Here is a 16445-nt window from a genome sequence, read left to right as displayed (position 1 = left end):
AACCCTAAAAACACCTCCGTAAAAATACGGTAATGCAAAAAAATCGCCCCGCAAATACTTACAGGACGATTTTTTTATCTGTTTATTTTCTTTTACAAAGGACTTACCAGTTCAAGGAACCAGTCTTTTACTTCTCCTTCTAAATATGGCGCAATTTTATCTTCACACGTTTTGTGATAAGCATTCAGCCAGTTGATCTCTTCCTCAGAAAGAATTTCTTTCACAATGGTATCTTTAAAGAACGGACAGAATGTTAAAGTCTCAAATTCGTAGAAAGTACCATGAATGGTGGTTTCAGATTCTTTTACGGCGATCAAGTTTTCATGACGGATGCCGTACTCACCTTCCAGATAATACCCAGGTTCGTTTGAGCAGACCATTCCTACCAATAATTCCTGCGGATTCATATCTTTTCTGATGTTTTGCGGCCCTTCGTGAACGTTCATAAAGCTTCCTACTCCATGTCCGGTTCCGTGGTTGTAATCTTTCCCTTCCATCCAAAGCGGAAGTCTTGCAATCGCATCCAACTGAACCCCTCTTGTTCCCTTCGGGAATTTCACCATCGATAAACGGATTAATCCCTGCAAAACCAATGTTGAATTTCTTTTAAACTCATCAGAAACCGTTCCTAAAGCTAAAGTTCTTGTAATATCTGTTGTTCCTTCCAAATACTGACCTCCGGAATCTACAAGAATACTTGCATCATTGGTAACTTCTTTGCTTCCTTCGCTTTTTGCAGAATAATGCATGATGGCTCCGTTGTCTTTATAACCAACGATGCTTCCAAAGCTTTCGCCTACGAAATTTTCACCTTCCGCACGGAAACCTCTCAGTTTTTCACCGATAGAATATTCGTTCATGGCTTCTTTTCCGGCGTTGTGAGTCAGCCAGTAAAGGAATTTCACCATTGCAACGCCATCTCTTACCATTACTTTTCTGAATCCTTCCAGCTCTGTTTCGTTTTTCTGGGCTTTCATCAGATTTCCGGGAACCGGAGCTTTAATGAATTCGTTTTCAGATTTCAAAGCTTCAAAAATCGACTGGTTGCTGTTTGGTGAAACGAGAACTTTTTCGTTTTTAAATTCTTTCAGGCAGTTGTAGAATTCTTCATAAGGCATCATTTTCACCCATGCTTCATCCAGTTGTTTTCTGGCTTCTACTTCAAGTTTATCCAGATCTGTAAACAATTTCGCATCGTTTTTAGTGATGATGATATAGCCTAAAAATACAGGATTGCTTTCTACATCACTTCCTCTTAAATTCAGCGTCCATGCTACATCATCCAAGCTTGAAATGATATGTACCGTTGCCTCAATACCTTCCATTTTCTGGCGTATTGCCGCGATTTTGTCTACTACGGACTTCCCCGCTCTTTCTACTGGATGTACATATATTGGATTTTTCGAAGGTGTTCCTCTGTCTTTCCAAATTTCTTTCAGTAAAGGAAGGTCTTCAAGGGTAATATTTTTTGCGTTTAATTTCTGTGTTAAAAGTTCCCAGTTGGCGTGAGAAGTTGCCAAAGCATTTACCACTACTTTCCCGTTTGCAGGAATTTCAGAAATGATCCAGTCGATATAATGAGGTGTTCCTTCCATTCCGTCTTTGAAAAGATCGATTCCTGAACCAGCCAGTTCGATCGGAGCCTGTGTAAAATATCTTCCGTCTGTCCAGAGTCCCGCTTTATCTTTTGTAACTACCACAAAACCTGCAGAACCCAAAAATCCCGATAGCCATGCTCTCTCCTGCCATTCTTCCGGAAGATATTCGCTCATGTGAGGATCTGCGGAATATACTATAAATGCATCAACATTATTTTTCTGCATTTCTTCACGAAGCGCAGCTACTTTTTCCTTTGAAGTCATTTTATCTTAATTTTTTAAAGAGGTGAAGTTACGATTTTTTTGAGTTTTGAAGATGAAATTATTGTTGTTTTTAAACTGTTTCTGCATGATTCAACTTTTTTCTGTTCCTGTTATTCTTGATTTTCTGAAATGGCAAATGTTTGTGGAACGGTAAAAATCCTAGCCCGGATTGCAGCATTTGTCTGAGCTCGTTTCTTGATTTTTGGATTTGCGGCGGCGGAGCCGCCGCAAATCCCAAAATCAAGAAACAGCGAGTGCGGAAAGCCGGAAAAAGCTCCTGAAAACAATCCTTTAATGATGATAAAAAATCAGAAATTTCAAATTACGGATAAGAAAACGATAATATTTAGATACCACAAAAATCAATTGTTGTTAAAATTTAACATTTTGGAAAGGTTATTGCTTACTTACAAAATATGGAAAGTCAGAATTACAAAAATCACAGGAAATTTTATCCGCCACATCATTTCATTTATCTTCCATTGCTTTTGGGACTGGAAATATTTGGCATTTATAAAATCTTTAATGATGAAACCAACCAACTGATCTGGATTTTATTTTCTGCTATTATTTTTCTTCTTTTCTATCTTGCGATTATGCTGAGACAGCATTATGCCTTGGTTTTACAGAACCGATTGGTTAGATTAGAATTTAAACAGAGGTATTACGAACTTTTCCAGCAGAGATCTGATGAGGTTGAAAACAGACTGAAATTTGACCAGATCGCTGCATTGAGATTTTCTTACGATGATGAGTTTAAAGAACTTCTTTACAAAGCACTGAATGATAATATTTCGGGCGATGAGATCAAGAGATCAATAAAAAGATGGCGACCGGATCATCACAGAGTATAAAATAACAAACACCAAATAATAAATTAATCATGAAAAAATGGAGCTTATACAGCATGACCGCATTGTGTCTGCTGACTTTAACAAGCTGCGAAGCAGTAGAAACGATCTTTAAAGCAGGAATGTGGTGGGGAATTATCGTAGTAGTCGCCGTAATAGCTATTATCTTATGGCTGTTTTCAAGGGGTAGGAACTCTTAACCAAACCGTATGGAAAATTCAGACTTAGAACTCATTTCACATCTGAAGCCTTCGAAGATCGTAAAAATTATGAAAGATCCGGTAGCCTCTGCAAAGGCGGTACATCTTATATATACCACCGATGCAGAAACGGCCGGAATTACCAGGAAGAAGACCGGAAAAAAATATTCTTACTACAGAGACGGCGAAAAGATCAGAGATAAAGAAGAAATTACAAGAATTAACAATCTGGTTATTCCTCCTGCGTGGGAAAATGTCTGGATCTGTGCGCTGGACAACGGACATCTTCAGGCGACAGGTTTCGATGTTAAAAAGCGTAAACAATACCGTTACCATCCGCTTTGGAGTGCTTTGAGAAATCACACAAAGTTTTACAGAATGCTTCAGTTCGGGTATGCTTTACCGGATATTCGTCTTCAGGTGGAGAAAGATTTAGCCTTAAGAAATTTTGAAAAAAGAAAGATTCTTGCACTGATCGTAAGTTTAATGCAGAGAACCAACATAAGAATTGGCAATAATGCGTATGAAAAATTGTATGGTTCTTTCGGTTTAACGACTTTAAAGGAGAAACACGTTCAGGTTAAAGGACAGAAAATAACCTTTCATTTTAAAGGAAAAAAAGGCGTAATGCATGATATTGATCTGAAAAGCAGAAGGCTTTCCAGACTTGTACAGAAATGCAAAGACATTCCCGGAAGAGAGCTTTTTCAGTATATTGATGATGAAGGAAACCGCCATACTGTAGACTCCGGAATGGTAAACGACTATATTAAAGAAATCAGCGGTGAAGATTTTACGGCGAAAGATTTCAGAACGTGGTCGGGAACCGTAAATGCTCTGATTGCTTTTAAGGAAATCGGCTATGCAGAAACCCATACAGAATACAAGAAAAAAGTAAAAGAAGCCCTTGAAATAGTTGCTTCCCATCTTGGAAATACAAGTACGGTATGCAGAAAATATTATGTCCATCCTTTGGTTATTAATCTGTATGAAAACAACACCATCAAAAAGTATCTTGATGAGCTTGAACAAATAGAGGAAAATGATGGTAAAGCAGATCTCACACAGGAAGAAAAATTAGTTTTAAAAATTTTAGAAACTGAGAAAATGTAGGGAATCAATGGTGAATGGTGAATTGTCAATTCGTTATACTTGTCAATTTTTCAATTATATTTTAAAATTCACAATTCATTTGCGAAGCAAAATTGACTGTTAACTTTGAAAATCAATGGTGAATTGTGAATTGTCAATTCGTAATGCCTGTCAATTCTCAGCTATATTCAAAAATTCACAATTCACCTGCGAAGCAAAATTGACCATTCACACATTCTCTCCGACCCAAATAATTGTTGTAAATTTGTATCATTAGCAAATAAAAAATATACAACTAATATGTCTAAAGCAATTTCGCAAGTACCATTTGCAGTAAACGAGCCCGTAAATTCGTATGCACCGGGAACTCCGGAAGTAAAAAGTCTGATCGCCCAGTACAAAAAAATGTGGGCAGAAAAGATCGAAATTCCCATGATCATCAATGGTGAAGAAGTAAAAACAGGAGATAAAGTTCAGCTTCAGTCGCCTCAGGATCATGCGCACGATTTCGGATTTTATCACAGAGGAACGATGCAGCATGTAGATGATGCGATAAACGCTGCGCTGGCTGCGAAAAAAGAATGGAACGAACTGGGATGGGAACACCGTGCAGCTATTTTCTTAAAAGCGGCTGATCTTTTGGCAGGACCTTACAGAGACGTTATTAATGCAGCAACGATGATCGGACAGTCTAAAAATGTTCATCAGGCTGAAATTGATTCCGCTTGTGAATTCATCGATTTCTTAAGATTCAACGTAGAATTTATGACGGAAATGTATTCTGAACAGCCGGTTTCTGACGCAGGAATCTGGAACAGAGTGGAATACAGACCATTGGAAGGATTCTGTTTTGCGGTAACTCCTTTCAACTTTACTGCGATTTCAGGAAATTTACCGACCTGTATGGCAATGCTTGGAAACGTAGTAGTTTGGAAGCCTTCTGATAAGCAGGTTTATTCCGCAAAAGTAATCATGGACGTTCTTACGGAAGCAGGTCTTCCAAAAGGGGTTATCAACATGATCTTCACGGATGGAAAAGAAACGGCTGAGAAAGTTTTGGCGCACAGAGATTTTGCAGGACTTCACTTTACAGGTTCTACAAAAGTTTTCCAGGGAATGTGGAAAATGATCGGAGACAATATTCATAACTACAGAACATATCCAAGAATTGTTGGAGAAACCGGAGGGAAAGATTTCGTAATTGCGCATCCTTCTGCAAATGTGGAAGCAGTGGCAACTGCTTTGGTAAGAGGAGCTTTCGAATATCAGGGACAGAAATGTTCTGCGGCTTCAAGAGCGTATATTCCTCAGTCTCTTTGGGCAGATGTGAAAAAAGTAATGGAAACTCAGATCGCTTCTATCAAAATCGGTTCTCCTGAAGATCCGTCTAACTTTGTAAATGCGGTAATCGACAAAAATTCTTTCGAAAAATGTAAAGGATATATTGACAGAGCGAATGCTTCAGATGAAGCAAACGTTGTAATCGGCGGTAAAACAGACGATTCTAAAGGCTGGTTTGTACACCCTACTGTTATTGAAACTACAAATCCTCAGTACGAAAGTATGGTTGAGGAAATCTTCGGGCCAATCTTGTCTGTTTACGTTTATGAAGATGCAAAATGGAAAGAAACTTTACAGTTGGTAGATTCTTCTTCACCTTATTCTTTAACAGGATCAGTTTTTGCGCAGGACAGATATGCGGTAAATGAAGCATTCAAAGCATTGGAAAATGCATCCGGAAACTTCTACATCAATGACAAACCTACAGGAGCCGTTGTTGGTCAGCAGCCTTTCGGTGGCGGCAGAGCTTCAGGAACAAATGATAAAGCAGGTTCTAAAATGAACTTACTGAGATGGACTTCTGTAAGATCTATCAAAGAAACTTTTGTATCTCCTAAAGATTACAAATATCCATATTTAGGATAATCATTAATGAACAATACCTAATCGTTGTTCTTATATCAAACAGGCCTCGAAATTTCAATTTCGGGGCTTTTTATTTGTTTAAATCCTGTACCAAATAATTTATTAACAAAATTTAATTGATTTTATTGATACTTTAATATTCATATTACCTTATCGGAACAATTCTTGAACTGTAAATAGCCTATTCACACCAAAAATAAAATATTATGAAAAAGTTATTGTTAATGGCAACAATCGGAATTTTTGCAGTAAGCTGCGGTACGAAAGAATCTTCCATGTCGACCACCAACTCAGATTCTGTAAGAGCAGATAATACAAAAACTGCAGCACCTGCCACAACAGACACAATGTCTACCGCAAGAACAAATCCTGACAGCATGAAGATGAAAATGGATTCAGCTAACACTATTAAATAACAACAACATTTAAGGTATAGTCTAATAATCCTCGGAAAATATTCTGAGGATTATTTGTATCAGAATTTTAAAAGTTACTTTTTACTTTTTACTTTTTACTTTTTACTTTTTACTTTTTAAATCATTATATTTGATATACACTAAACATTAAAAATTTACTATGAAAAAATTATGGATTTCCGCCATTTTAGGATTGCTCTTTTTAGGCAGCTGTGCCGACAAGAAAGAAAACAGGGAAGAATTTAAAGAAGAACACAACAAAGATTCCTTAAGAAACAGAATGGGAGATTCTGCCGTTGCCAATTCAGAAAACATAACACCTTCAGACAGTACAAAAACTGCTTCAGATTCAACAAAAATGAAATAAAAAAACAAAACCGCGGAAATCTGCGGTTTTGTACTTAAAAAAACTTGACTGAAAAAAACCGGGCAATCACCCCGATTGTATTGTTAGGAAGATTATTCTCCCAGATAAATAAACGTATTCACCACCAGATAAGCAGAACGGTTGTCGATAGATTTTCCTCCGCCTCCTGTAGAAATGGTTGCTGTTCCTGCCACAGTATGCATATGCGCTCCTGCAGGTGCTGTATTGTTCAGCATTCCGATGCCGCCCCATGCTGTTGATCCTCCATCCGGCACATAACCTCCTGAACTATTATTAACGGTAGTTCCGCCCAACAAAAAACCGCCTTCTGTGGAAGAATGGGTATGAGATCCCGCACTTTGCGCAACGCCGTTTACAGGTCCTGAAAGAGTGATATTCGGTAGATTAGACTGCAGAATTCCGAAATGGTTTTCGCCTCCTGTTGTGCCTAGAACTTCTCCGTTGGCTCTGGATTTTAAAACCCGGTCTCTGGAATCCGGCAGATTATCCGTGAATCCTAAACTTGCCGCTGCTGTCTGGCTCGCAGGTGAAAGTACAGAAATACTTCTTCCGTCCAAAAGATACCATCCTGCGTGATCTGTCTTTTTTACCGAAGTTTTAATATCTCCGATGTTCTTGCTGTTTAATGTTTTTTCATCACCAAGCATGAGTTTTTGCCAGATTGTACCATCAAAATAATACAATCCCTGAGAATCTACCCTGTTGGTTTTTGAAGTGATTGAAGTTACCGGTGATGTTACATATACTATAGTTCCGGCGTGTGCGCTTGAATATCTGAAATCTCCTGCTCTCAGCTGATCTCCTGTTAATCTCGGCGGCAAAATACCCTCCGCAGTGGAGCCATCGCTGTTTTTCGCGACTACATCCAAACTCGTTATAGGATTCGCTGTATTGATCCCGATCTGCGAAAGCGCAAAATTAGATCCTACAGTAGCCATAACGACTGTAAAAATTGTTCTCATCCGTTTAATTCGTTCCTAGTTAATGTTTCATGGTTTGGTGCAAAATATCGGTTACATATTTTACAACATTGCTAGCGGCATTATTAGTTTTAGTGTTTAGGTGCAGCAGTACGGTTTTATTTTCCGAAAAAAATTCTGATAACTGCAGTAGTAACAGCTATCCCGTAAAACTGGCGCAAATATAATGCACCCAATAGTTTCTGAGAAAAGAAAGGTTATCTGTTTTCAGGAAAATGAAAAGAAACCCATTATCGTAACTGATCATTTTCACGAAAAACAGAAACATTATCCTCTTGATTTTCAATATATAATAATTTAATATATACGGAAGGCGAATGATCTGTCATCTGTTTAAAAACGGAAGCAAACTTGCTGTGAGAAGAAAATCCGCACTCTTCAGCGAGGATGCTGATCTTATATTGACGGTATTTTTCGTCATTAATAAGCTTATCAACGATATAATTTATCCGTAAACGATTGATGTATGTTTTAAAATCTGAATTTTTATGGCGGTTGATGAGGTGCGAAAGATACTTCGTATTGGTATTTAATTCTCCTGCAAGAAACGACAGAGACATATTTTTATTCGTGAAGGAAGTTCCCTTTTCAAAATCATCCAAAAGTTCCAGAAGTTTCGCTTCGGTTTCGGAAGTCATCGGAGATTCTGCTTTTTTCCTGTCTTTTTCATTCTCGCTGCGATGAATTTCTTCTACGGAAATATTGATAAAATCTTTGTAAGGATTCTCAGGAGGGAAATCTCCATCCGCAACAAAAGCCTGCCGATGGTTTCTGAGAATATTTCTGATTCTTGCAAGCTGTTTTTTCTGTTTCGATCTGAAATGAAGAAATAACCCAATTAAAGCAGAACATAAGACAATAATGACAACATTCTTGGCAACATTTATCGTTTCATGATGCTCATGTATGGTAACCGGAAAAATATTGACCAGTAGTAATAAAAACTGGTGGAAACTATTAGACATACTTCAACAAATTATTATCCTTGTTATAATAATTCATCATTTTCATGGGGTGTCTTTTTGTTTTTCACAAAACTAAGAATAATTTATTTTTTAATAAAATTTAATACTTCCAATTAATTCGATAGGTAAAACGAAAATATTTACTGTTTTTAATAAGATATCCGTTCCCGTTTCAACCTGAAATTAAAAAAATAATCAAAACAACGTTGTAACTATTTCTCTCCTGAAAAGACTTATTTATTAACATAATTATTACATTTGCAACCAATAAAAAGTATTTATGAAAAAACTATCGATAGTTTCTGCCTTATTCATCGGAGCGTTTGCTCTTGCGCAGGGAATAAAATTTGAGGAATCCAACTTTACAGCCGTTCTTGCTAAAGCAAAAAAAGAAAATAAACTTGTATTTATCGACGCATACACCACCTGGTGCGGACCTTGTAAACTGATGGCGAAAAATATTTTCCCGCAGAAAACCGTAGGAGATTATTACAATTCCCACTTCATTAATGCAAAAATTGATATGGAGAAAGGTGAAGGAATTGAAATTGCCAAAAAATACAACGTAAAAGCCTTCCCTACTTACCTTTTCGTAGACGGAAACGGAGAACTGGTACACAGAACTTTAGGATATGTAGAGGAAAACGACTTCATCCAGTTTGCAAAAGATGCAGGAGATCCAAGCAAAAGATTAACCGCACTGAGACAAAAATTCGAAGACGGCGAAAAAGATCCTGAGTTTCTGAAAAACCTTGCTTCTCTTACGATGTATAATGATGCTGAGTTTGCAGGAAGAGTAATGGAGCGTTATTTCAGTTCGAAAAAAGAACTGGACAGAGAAGATGTTCAGATGTTACTTTCCGTTGCACAGAATCCGGACAGCCCGATGTACAAAATTTTTCAGGCAAAAAAGGATGAAATCTCAAAGATTATTACTCCTGAAAAGTATGAAGCGATTGACAAAAATATCAAGATCAGCAGTATCTTTAAAAAGTCTTACAACGCACAGTCGAAAACGTGGGACGACAATTATTTCCTGACAGAAGCTCAGAAATTTTTGTCTAAAGATGAGGCTGAAAAAATCCTGAAAAAAGCACAGGCTTCAAGAGCTTTAAGAGATAAAGACTTTGCCAAATACGAAAAACTGACTCTTGAACTGAACCAGGATACTTCTGCCTTAAGCTCCGAAGAACTGAATTCTCTTGCATGGAATTTCTTTGAAAATGTAAGCAACAAAGCTTCTTTGGAAAAGGCATTAGTCTGGGCGCAGGAATCGGTAAAGAAAGACGAAAACTTCGCGAATACCGATACTTTAGCCAATCTTTACAACAAAACAGGCGACAAGAAAAACGCCAAACTGTGGGCTGAAAAATCCATCGAACTGGCAAAAAAGACAGGACAGGATTCTTCTGATACCGAAAAACTGCTGAAAAGCTTGAATGTACAGTAAATAATAAAAAAGGTTGTCTCTCAAAACAGACAACCTTTTTTTATGAACTTAAATGACAATTTAATCCAGATGATTATTATCTTTTCTGTGTCTTTTTTCCACCCATTTTTTTTGTTCTTTGGTTAAAGTTCTTCCTGTAGCCATAAAATTAGACTTTATTTTTATGCAGAAAGTGGCTGAGTTCTTTAAAGTGGAACCCCAGTATTTTTTGGAAGGTGATACCATCATTAATAATAATGTAGAGATAAGCAATAACTCTGCAATTGGTAACATTCCAACTGTAAATAATACTTTGAATGAAGATTTATTCAAAAGCGTGATGCAAAATCAGCAGCAGATCAGCCAACTTATGGAAATGCAGAATAAACTGATCGAAAAAATGCTGAAAGAAAAATAAGGAGAAGCATTCTCTACCCGAGAATATCAAAACCCAAACAAGTTCTTACTTTCTCGTTCCGAGAAAGTTCAGCCTGAAAGAGAAACACACCGTCTCGCTCCGAGAAAGTGTAAACCCAAACAGTCTGGCTCCGTCTCGGATTGAGAAAACGCAAAACCGAAAAGAACGATGAATCCGGACAGCCGAAACGGCTGAACTTTCAGAAGATTTTTCATTTCATCATGCTTCGCAAAATCCACAAAGGTTTTTCAATGATGGCAAATTACGGACAGTCATAAAGTTTTAACAGGTCTATCATAAAAAACAAAATCCGCAGACTGTTCTGCGGATTTCTTTCCTATTTTCTTTCAAATTAATTATTATAAACCAGCACCTGCATTTTTGTCAGCATTGCCTCTGTATCGCCATTATAACCTGCATATCCCGAAGGAACAAAATTCACATTCTGGTTTCCGGACCATGAAGAATATTGAACTTTAAAAATATATGTTCCGGCAGAAAGTGTTACTGATTTTAAAAATGTAGTTGGAGCAGGTAAATTAACCAAACTTCCTCCATCTCCCGATGATGTATAAGCCGAAGAAATTTTTGTACCATTCTGAAGCAAACTAAATACCCCTTGTGTAGCCTGCCCTGCCGCAGTAGAAACATTTACAGCATATCCTAAAATTGTAAATAAAAAAGTCTGCGTTACGCCTGCCGGAACGATTAAACTAATAGTAACTCCGGGTACATCTGCAGTATTCCCCTGATTAATTGTAAGAGCTATGGTTCCCTGCACATAATTGGCAGAAGAAACAGTTCCGGATACTGTATTCAAGGTTTTCCATACAGGAGCCGATCCTGTTCCGCCTGAAGTGAGAACTTGTCCGGAAGTTCCTGCATTTCCCGCCGTAGAGCCATCGCCCCCTACATTTAATTCATTGGTAACCTGTAAAGCACCATTAACATGCAGAAGCTTCTGCGGCGTTTGAGTTCCTATCCCTGCATTTCCTGCTCCGGTTACCGTTATTCTATTGGTATTATTGGTAAGAATATTTACAGGATTGGCAGAAATTGCATTCAAATTTATACCTGTGCTGGTTCCTGATGTCGTTATCTGAGCAGCAGAGCTGTTATCTATAAACATATTTAAAACTGCTGTACCGCCGGTTGCCTGAAATGCTCCTCTTGAAGATCCTGCTGCTGAAACAATACCCTGAGTCCCCGTAGTTCCTATTCCCACATTATTAGTTCCGTTCACAAAAGAAAGTGAGTTTCCTGCTGTTGTTACAATTCTGTTAGCGGATAGTGTCCCGTTAGAATTATAAATATTCAGAGGTGTACTTAATTTAGACCATACTGTACCATCATAATAATAAAATCCGGTATTATCAATATTGACGGCAGATGCCGTTTGTGTTCCTGTAGCAATACTATTGATATACACTAAAGTTGACGTAGGCACTCCCGTCATGCTCTGGGCTCTTTGCCTATCAATTCTTGGGATCAGTATTCCGTCAACATTAGTTGCGGTTCCTGTTGCATTTTTAGCTGCAATATCAAAAGTTGAGGAGGGATTTTCTATTCCGATACCTATTTGAGCAGAATGTAATAAAGGGATAAGCGTTATCCCTGTTAAAAATATTTTTTTCATTGGTGGGTAAGTTAGGTTATTAACTTCTACTAAGGTATGTATAATAAAATCAAAAAAACATTTTATTTTCAATTTTTTTATTAATTTTCGTTAAATAATAAAAAATCATTAAAAATAAAAGCTAATTTATTAATCATTTTTCAATAAATCCCCCTCAAAAAAAACATTTATGTAAATACAAGCTGTCTCTCGTAGTTATTAATATTCGAACAAAACACTTCCCCAGGTGAAGCCACTTCCAAAGGCTGAAAGAAGTACCAAATCTCCTCTTTTTATTTTCCCCTGCTCAATCGCTTCACTTAAAGCAATCGGGATGGAAGCTGCCGTTGTATTTCCGTATTTCTGTATGTTGTTGAAAACCTTTTCGTCCGGAAGTCCAAATTTCTGCTGAACAAACTGGGCAATCCTTAAATTCGCCTGATGTGGAATAAACATATCTACATCGTCAATTGTTTTTCCTGCTTTATCCAAAGCTTCCTGCATGGTTTCAGGAAATCTCGTTACTGCGTTCTTAAACACGAAATTTCCGTTCATGATCGGGTAAACTTCTTTGTTCGTTACATTTTCAGGTTCTTTTCTCATCCTGTCGCTCCATCCGTACTTAGAACCCGGAAACTGTGTGCACAGTTCATCTGCAAATTTCCCTTCGGAGTGCATGTTGAATGCTAAAATATCTCCTGCGTTTTCATCTTCTGTTGCCGACAGTACAATCGCTCCTGCCCCATCGCCGAAAATAACGGAAACGCCTCTTCCTTCATCCGAAAAATCAAGCCCGAAAGAATGCACTTCCGCACCGACCACCAGAATATTTTTATACGTTCCGGATTTAATGAAAGCATTTGCCACACTCGTTGCATATACAAAACCGGAACACTGGTTTCTTACATCCAAAGCGCCAATGGTATCGCAGCCAAGCATATCCTGCAGCAGAACACCGCATCCCGGGAAATAGTAATCCGGAGAAAGGGTTGCAAAAACAATATAATCTATATCTTTAGCCGTTAAACCCGCATTGGCAATCGCTTTTTCGGAAGCTTTAAAACCTAAATAAGCCGTCGTTTCCTGAGAATCGTTCCTGTTTTTACGGTGTCTTCTTTCTTTTATCCCCGTCCTTTCAGTGATCCATTCGTCATTGGTTGTCATTAATTTTGCTAGATCATCATTGGTAACAACGTTATCTGGAACATAAAATCCGATTCCTTTTATTGTACTTTTAATCATATAGTTTTTTAATTTTGACAAAGATAAACTTATTTAAGACATAGTATTTCAAAATATTATATTTTTACGGCATGCCAATTGACACGATTTACAGAGATTCCCAGTGCGAATGGGTGGATGTAGAGGCTCCCACAGCGGAAGACCTGAAATTTTTACACGAACGGTACGAAATCAATAATCTTCTTCTGGAAGATACCTTAGATCCCAATCACTTACCGAAATATGAAGAGGACGGAGAGGTAAAATTCTTCCTTCTGCGGGAAAGTACCGAGCTGGAACGCAAAAACCTCAACACGATCAGCGACATCAGTACCAAAATCGGGATTTTTATTCTGGGGAGAACGATCATCACAATTCACAGGATGAAAACGAAGAGCATAGCAGAAACCAAGAAACAGCTTTCTGCCATGAAAACCGAAACTACCTCCAAAAATATTGCGTTGAAAATCGCACTGCTCATCATGAAAAGTTTTGATGACGAATCGGTAAGTCTTCTGGAAACGATGGACAATATCGAAAACGAAATTTTCCTTAAAAATACCAATCATACGAACCAGATTAAAAGGTTATACAAGCTGAAAAGAAAATCGGGGCTGAATTCAAGAGTGCTTACGATTTCCACAGATGCCATCGATAAATTTAAATTACTGGGGCTTCAGGATTCTGAAGTGTATGATTTAAAAGACAAACACAAAGACGTTGTTGCGGATTTCGATCATCTTAACGCACAGATCACCAACCTTATCGGGATGTTTCTTGCTCTTTCTGACCAGAAAGCCAATCAGGTAATGAAAGTTCTGGCGATTTACTCGGTGTATTTTTTACCCATCACTTTTATTGCAGGAGTCTACGGAATGAATTTCGACAATATGCCGGAATTACATTACAAATATGGTTATCATGCTGTTTTAGGAGTCATGGCTCTGGTCGTGATCTGCACCTTTATCTACGCGCGAAGAAAACAATGGTAATTTTCCCGCTTTAATTATCGTGAAAATACTGTGACTGAATATTTTAAATATCACTAATTTTAAATCGAAAAAGAAGAATGTTTTTAAAATTTAAATACGCTAATTCTTTTCCCAAAAGTTTTTTAGCATTTAACATTAGATTTCTTCTTCCGTCGGAATGACAGTGAAAAGAGGAATATTGTATTTCCCGCGTTCGCGTGAGGGATACGGAAGGTCCGACTGAAAGGAGGAGTTTCAGCGCGGCGCTTCGCGCCGCGCTGAAACCGGAACGAAGTGAAGCCTGCAGAAGCCCGACCCGAAGTGATGATGCGGGGAAACCTTATAGGTTTTAAAAACCTATAAGGTTTGGATAGGGAAAACGAAGGGACACGCCCAAATAAAAAATAAAAACAACCAAAAAACAAAAGCCATGAAACCTGAAATGCTGCAAAAAATTCTTGAGGAAGATGTTCTCTCAAAAGAATCCAAAGAAAAACTTTCCGCGTTGCACGACCGTATTTCGGCGAAGGAATTTTCTGATCTACTGGATGCGGAAGGCAATCAGTATGTGGAATTTGTGCAGGAAGGAGGCGGAGTCTGGGGAAGCGCACTGGTGGGTTATCTGTACGGACTGGAAATTTTCGGGATCCGTTTTCTGAAAGTAGCGGGAACGAGTGCAGGAGCAATTAATACGATGCTGATCGCCGCGTGTAAAACCAAAGAAGAAGCCAAAAGTGAAGTGATTAAAGATATTCTCTTCAACTGGAATTTCTCCGACTTTATGGATGGAAAACCGTATGTAAAAACAACCATCCATTCCATGCTGAATAACAAAAACTTCCTGAAGATCAATTCCATTATCGCAGGAATCATTATGTTGATTCTCGTGATTGCACCTTTTGCCATTTCTTCGGAAACAACGCTGAGAGCCAAACTGCTTTTTCTGGTTCCCATCATTCCGATCATCATTGCTTATCTGTATCTGAGAAAGTTATATAATGATCTGAAAAAAGCCAATTCAGGATTAAATCCCGGAAATACTTTTCTGAATCAGATGAAAGATGTTCTGGATGCTTTCGACATTAAAACAGTGGCTGCCCTGAATGATAAATTTGTAAAAAAAGGCAAAGACCTCAACCTGAATTACCGTCATGGCAATGAAACACAGTACTACAATATTGCTTTAGAAAGCATTGAAGAAATTCATCATAACAATAAGGAACATATTGATGAAATCCGGTATAAAATATTCTACGACGGAGTTGTTAACAACGAATATTATAAAAAAGATCCTTTCTATTCCTTAAAATCAGAATACATCGTGATTACAACGGATATTAATGCCAAAATAAAAGTGGAACTTCCCACAATGGCGAATCTGTACTGGTCGGAAGAAGAGTTGAAAAAGATCAGTCCGGCTGAGTTTGTGAGAGCTTCAATGTCGGTTCCCTTCTTTTTTGAACCTTTTCAGAAACAGATTGATAAAAATGATGATTCAGTAAAATATGCCTGGAGATTCTGGATGAATACGAAACAGGAAGACATCAACCCTGCCGGAGTTTTTATTGATGGCGGAAGTATTTCGAATTTTCCAATTGATCTTTTCCATTCCACTGATATTTTTTATCCTAGAATGCCTTTATTTGGCGTACAGTTAACCAGCGATTCCGATATTCAGTCTGAAAAAGGAAAAACCAGCGCAGAAATCTTAAAATCTCCCCTTTCTTTTGCAGGCAATATTATTGATACCTTAAAAGGTTTTAACGACAAGACTTTTCTCACCAAACATACGTTCTACCATCTTTTCAGCATTCAGACCGTGAACTGCGGAACCAGCAACTGGCTGAATTTTTTTATGCAAAGAGAAGAAAAGGAAGAGCTCTTCAACCGTGGATTTTCTGCGGCTCTGGATTTCCTGAGTAATTTCGACTGGCAAAAATACAAATGTGAAAGAATGATGCTTTCCATGAAGGAGAAAAAGATCCTGAAGGAAGAGGATACGAAAACGGTGGGCTAGACAATTGCTTATTATTATTTCCTGCTTATTTAAAATTAACCCTAAAGGGTAATTGTCTTCCGTCTTTCAATATTATAAATTTACAGTAATAAAA

Annotated in this window: 15 protein-coding genes; 10 read left to right on the top strand and 5 right to left on the bottom strand. The window is 37.8% G+C overall.

Annotated elements, in window-relative coordinates; genetic code table 11:
- Window positions 1-92 precede the first annotated feature (92 nt).
- Window positions 93-1862: an aminopeptidase P family protein gene (locus tag WFH39_RS14385; protein ID WP_336690428.1), complete on the bottom strand. Its 1770-nt coding sequence runs from the start codon at window positions 1860-1862 to the stop codon at window positions 93-95.
- 416 nt (window positions 1863-2278) lie between these two features.
- On the opposite strand from WFH39_RS14385, the gene WFH39_RS14380 reads away from it, so the two are divergent.
- The 6 genes from WFH39_RS14380 (at window position 2279) to WFH39_RS14355 (ending at window position 6714) form a co-directional block, all read left to right on the top strand.
- Window positions 2279-2716, top strand: coding sequence for a DUF6526 family protein (locus WFH39_RS14380; RefSeq protein ID WP_336690427.1), 438 nt, complete (start codon window positions 2279-2281; stop codon window positions 2714-2716).
- Window positions 2717-2769: 53 nt separating this feature from the next.
- Entirely contained in the window at window positions 2770-2913 is a 144-nt protein-coding gene (locus WFH39_RS14375) for a phosphatidate cytidylyltransferase (protein WP_336690426.1), read from the top strand.
- 9 nt (window positions 2914-2922) lie between these two features.
- Window positions 2923-4026: a DNA topoisomerase IB gene (locus WFH39_RS14370; protein ID WP_336690425.1), complete on the top strand. Its 1104-nt coding sequence runs from the start codon at window positions 2923-2925 to the stop codon at window positions 4024-4026.
- 279 nt (window positions 4027-4305) lie between these two features.
- Entirely contained in the window at window positions 4306-5931 is a 1626-nt protein-coding gene (pruA, locus tag WFH39_RS14365; RefSeq protein ID WP_336690424.1) for an L-glutamate gamma-semialdehyde dehydrogenase, read from the top strand.
- 206 nt (window positions 5932-6137) lie between these two features.
- Window positions 6138-6347, top strand: coding sequence for a cytochrome C551 (locus WFH39_RS14360; protein WP_336690423.1), 210 nt, complete (start codon window positions 6138-6140; stop codon window positions 6345-6347).
- Between the two features lie 160 nt (window positions 6348-6507).
- Window positions 6508-6714 (top strand): hypothetical protein, encoded by a 207-nt coding sequence (locus WFH39_RS14355; protein WP_336690422.1) that lies wholly within the window; start codon window positions 6508-6510, stop codon window positions 6712-6714.
- A 92-nt stretch (window positions 6715-6806) separates the two neighbouring features.
- On the opposite strand, the gene WFH39_RS14350 is transcribed toward WFH39_RS14355, so the two are convergent.
- Window positions 6807-7697: a hypothetical protein gene (locus WFH39_RS14350; protein WP_336690421.1), complete on the bottom strand. Its 891-nt coding sequence runs from the start codon at window positions 7695-7697 to the stop codon at window positions 6807-6809.
- A gap of 248 nt (window positions 7698-7945) precedes the next feature.
- The gene (locus WFH39_RS14345) at window positions 7946-8680 is read right to left on the bottom strand and encodes a helix-turn-helix domain-containing protein (protein WP_336690420.1); all 735 of its coding nucleotides are present in this window, start codon (window positions 8678-8680) and stop codon (window positions 7946-7948) included.
- A gap of 280 nt (window positions 8681-8960) precedes the next feature.
- Between WFH39_RS14345 and WFH39_RS14340 the strand changes: the two genes are divergently transcribed.
- Together WFH39_RS14340 and WFH39_RS14335 are read left to right on the top strand one after the other, a co-directional pair.
- Window positions 8961-10130, top strand: a complete 1170-nt coding sequence (locus WFH39_RS14340; protein ID WP_336690419.1) for a thioredoxin family protein — start codon at window positions 8961-8963, stop codon at window positions 10128-10130.
- Between the two features lie 163 nt (window positions 10131-10293).
- Window positions 10294-10527, top strand: coding sequence for a hypothetical protein (locus tag WFH39_RS14335; protein ID WP_214590379.1), 234 nt, complete (start codon window positions 10294-10296; stop codon window positions 10525-10527).
- 352 nt (window positions 10528-10879) lie between these two features.
- Here WFH39_RS14335 and WFH39_RS14330 read toward each other — a convergent pair whose 3' ends face one another.
- Window positions 10880-12163 (bottom strand): hypothetical protein, encoded by a 1284-nt coding sequence (locus WFH39_RS14330; protein WP_336690418.1) that lies wholly within the window; start codon window positions 12161-12163, stop codon window positions 10880-10882.
- A 198-nt stretch (window positions 12164-12361) separates the two neighbouring features.
- On the bottom strand, window positions 12362-13384 hold the full coding sequence (locus WFH39_RS14325; RefSeq protein WP_087711319.1) for a 3-oxoacyl-ACP synthase III family protein: 1023 nt from the start codon (window positions 13382-13384) through the stop codon (window positions 12362-12364).
- A gap of 71 nt (window positions 13385-13455) precedes the next feature.
- On the opposite strand from WFH39_RS14325, the gene WFH39_RS14320 reads away from it, so the two are divergent.
- Entirely contained in the window at window positions 13456-14355 is a 900-nt protein-coding gene (locus WFH39_RS14320; protein WP_336690417.1) for a magnesium transporter CorA family protein, read from the top strand.
- 409 nt (window positions 14356-14764) lie between these two features.
- Window positions 14765-16351, top strand: a complete 1587-nt coding sequence (locus WFH39_RS14315) for a patatin-like phospholipase family protein (RefSeq protein WP_336690416.1) — start codon at window positions 14765-14767, stop codon at window positions 16349-16351.
- Window positions 16352-16445 lie beyond the last annotated feature (94 nt).

Source organism: Chryseobacterium sp. MMO-72 (assembly GCF_037146035.1).
GTDB lineage: Bacteria > Bacteroidota > Bacteroidia > Flavobacteriales > Weeksellaceae > Chryseobacterium > Chryseobacterium indicum.
This window is presented reverse-complemented; position numbering and strand designations above follow the sequence as displayed.

What these genes read in the sequence shown, in the direction of transcription:
- WFH39_RS14385 (WP_336690428.1), bottom strand. Translation starts at nt 1,862, where the DNA reads ATGACTTCAAAGGAAAAAGTAGCTGCGCTTCGTGAAGAAATGCAGAAA.
- WFH39_RS14380 (WP_336690427.1), top strand. Translation starts at nt 2,279, where the DNA reads ATGGAAAGTCAGAATTACAAAAATCACAGGAAATTTTATCCGCCACAT.
- WFH39_RS14375 (WP_336690426.1), top strand. Translation starts at nt 2,770, where the DNA reads ATGACCGCATTGTGTCTGCTGACTTTAACAAGCTGCGAAGCAGTAGAA.
- WFH39_RS14370 (WP_336690425.1), top strand. Translation starts at nt 2,923, where the DNA reads ATGGAAAATTCAGACTTAGAACTCATTTCACATCTGAAGCCTTCGAAG.
- pruA (WP_336690424.1), top strand. Translation starts at nt 4,306, where the DNA reads ATGTCTAAAGCAATTTCGCAAGTACCATTTGCAGTAAACGAGCCCGTA.
- WFH39_RS14360 (WP_336690423.1), top strand. Translation starts at nt 6,138, where the DNA reads ATGAAAAAGTTATTGTTAATGGCAACAATCGGAATTTTTGCAGTAAGC.
- WFH39_RS14355 (WP_336690422.1), top strand. Translation starts at nt 6,508, where the DNA reads ATGAAAAAATTATGGATTTCCGCCATTTTAGGATTGCTCTTTTTAGGC.
- WFH39_RS14350 (WP_336690421.1), bottom strand. Translation starts at nt 7,697, where the DNA reads ATGAGAACAATTTTTACAGTCGTTATGGCTACTGTAGGATCTAATTTT.
- WFH39_RS14345 (WP_336690420.1), bottom strand. Translation starts at nt 8,680, where the DNA reads ATGTCTAATAGTTTCCACCAGTTTTTATTACTACTGGTCAATATTTTT.
- WFH39_RS14340 (WP_336690419.1), top strand. Translation starts at nt 8,961, where the DNA reads ATGAAAAAACTATCGATAGTTTCTGCCTTATTCATCGGAGCGTTTGCT.
- WFH39_RS14335 (WP_214590379.1), top strand. Translation starts at nt 10,294, where the DNA reads ATGCAGAAAGTGGCTGAGTTCTTTAAAGTGGAACCCCAGTATTTTTTG.
- WFH39_RS14330 (WP_336690418.1), bottom strand. Translation starts at nt 12,163, where the DNA reads ATGAAAAAAATATTTTTAACAGGGATAACGCTTATCCCTTTATTACAT.
- WFH39_RS14325 (WP_087711319.1), bottom strand. Translation starts at nt 13,384, where the DNA reads ATGATTAAAAGTACAATAAAAGGAATCGGATTTTATGTTCCAGATAAC.
- WFH39_RS14320 (WP_336690417.1), top strand. Translation starts at nt 13,456, where the DNA reads ATGCCAATTGACACGATTTACAGAGATTCCCAGTGCGAATGGGTGGAT.
- WFH39_RS14315 (WP_336690416.1), top strand. Translation starts at nt 14,765, where the DNA reads ATGAAACCTGAAATGCTGCAAAAAATTCTTGAGGAAGATGTTCTCTCA.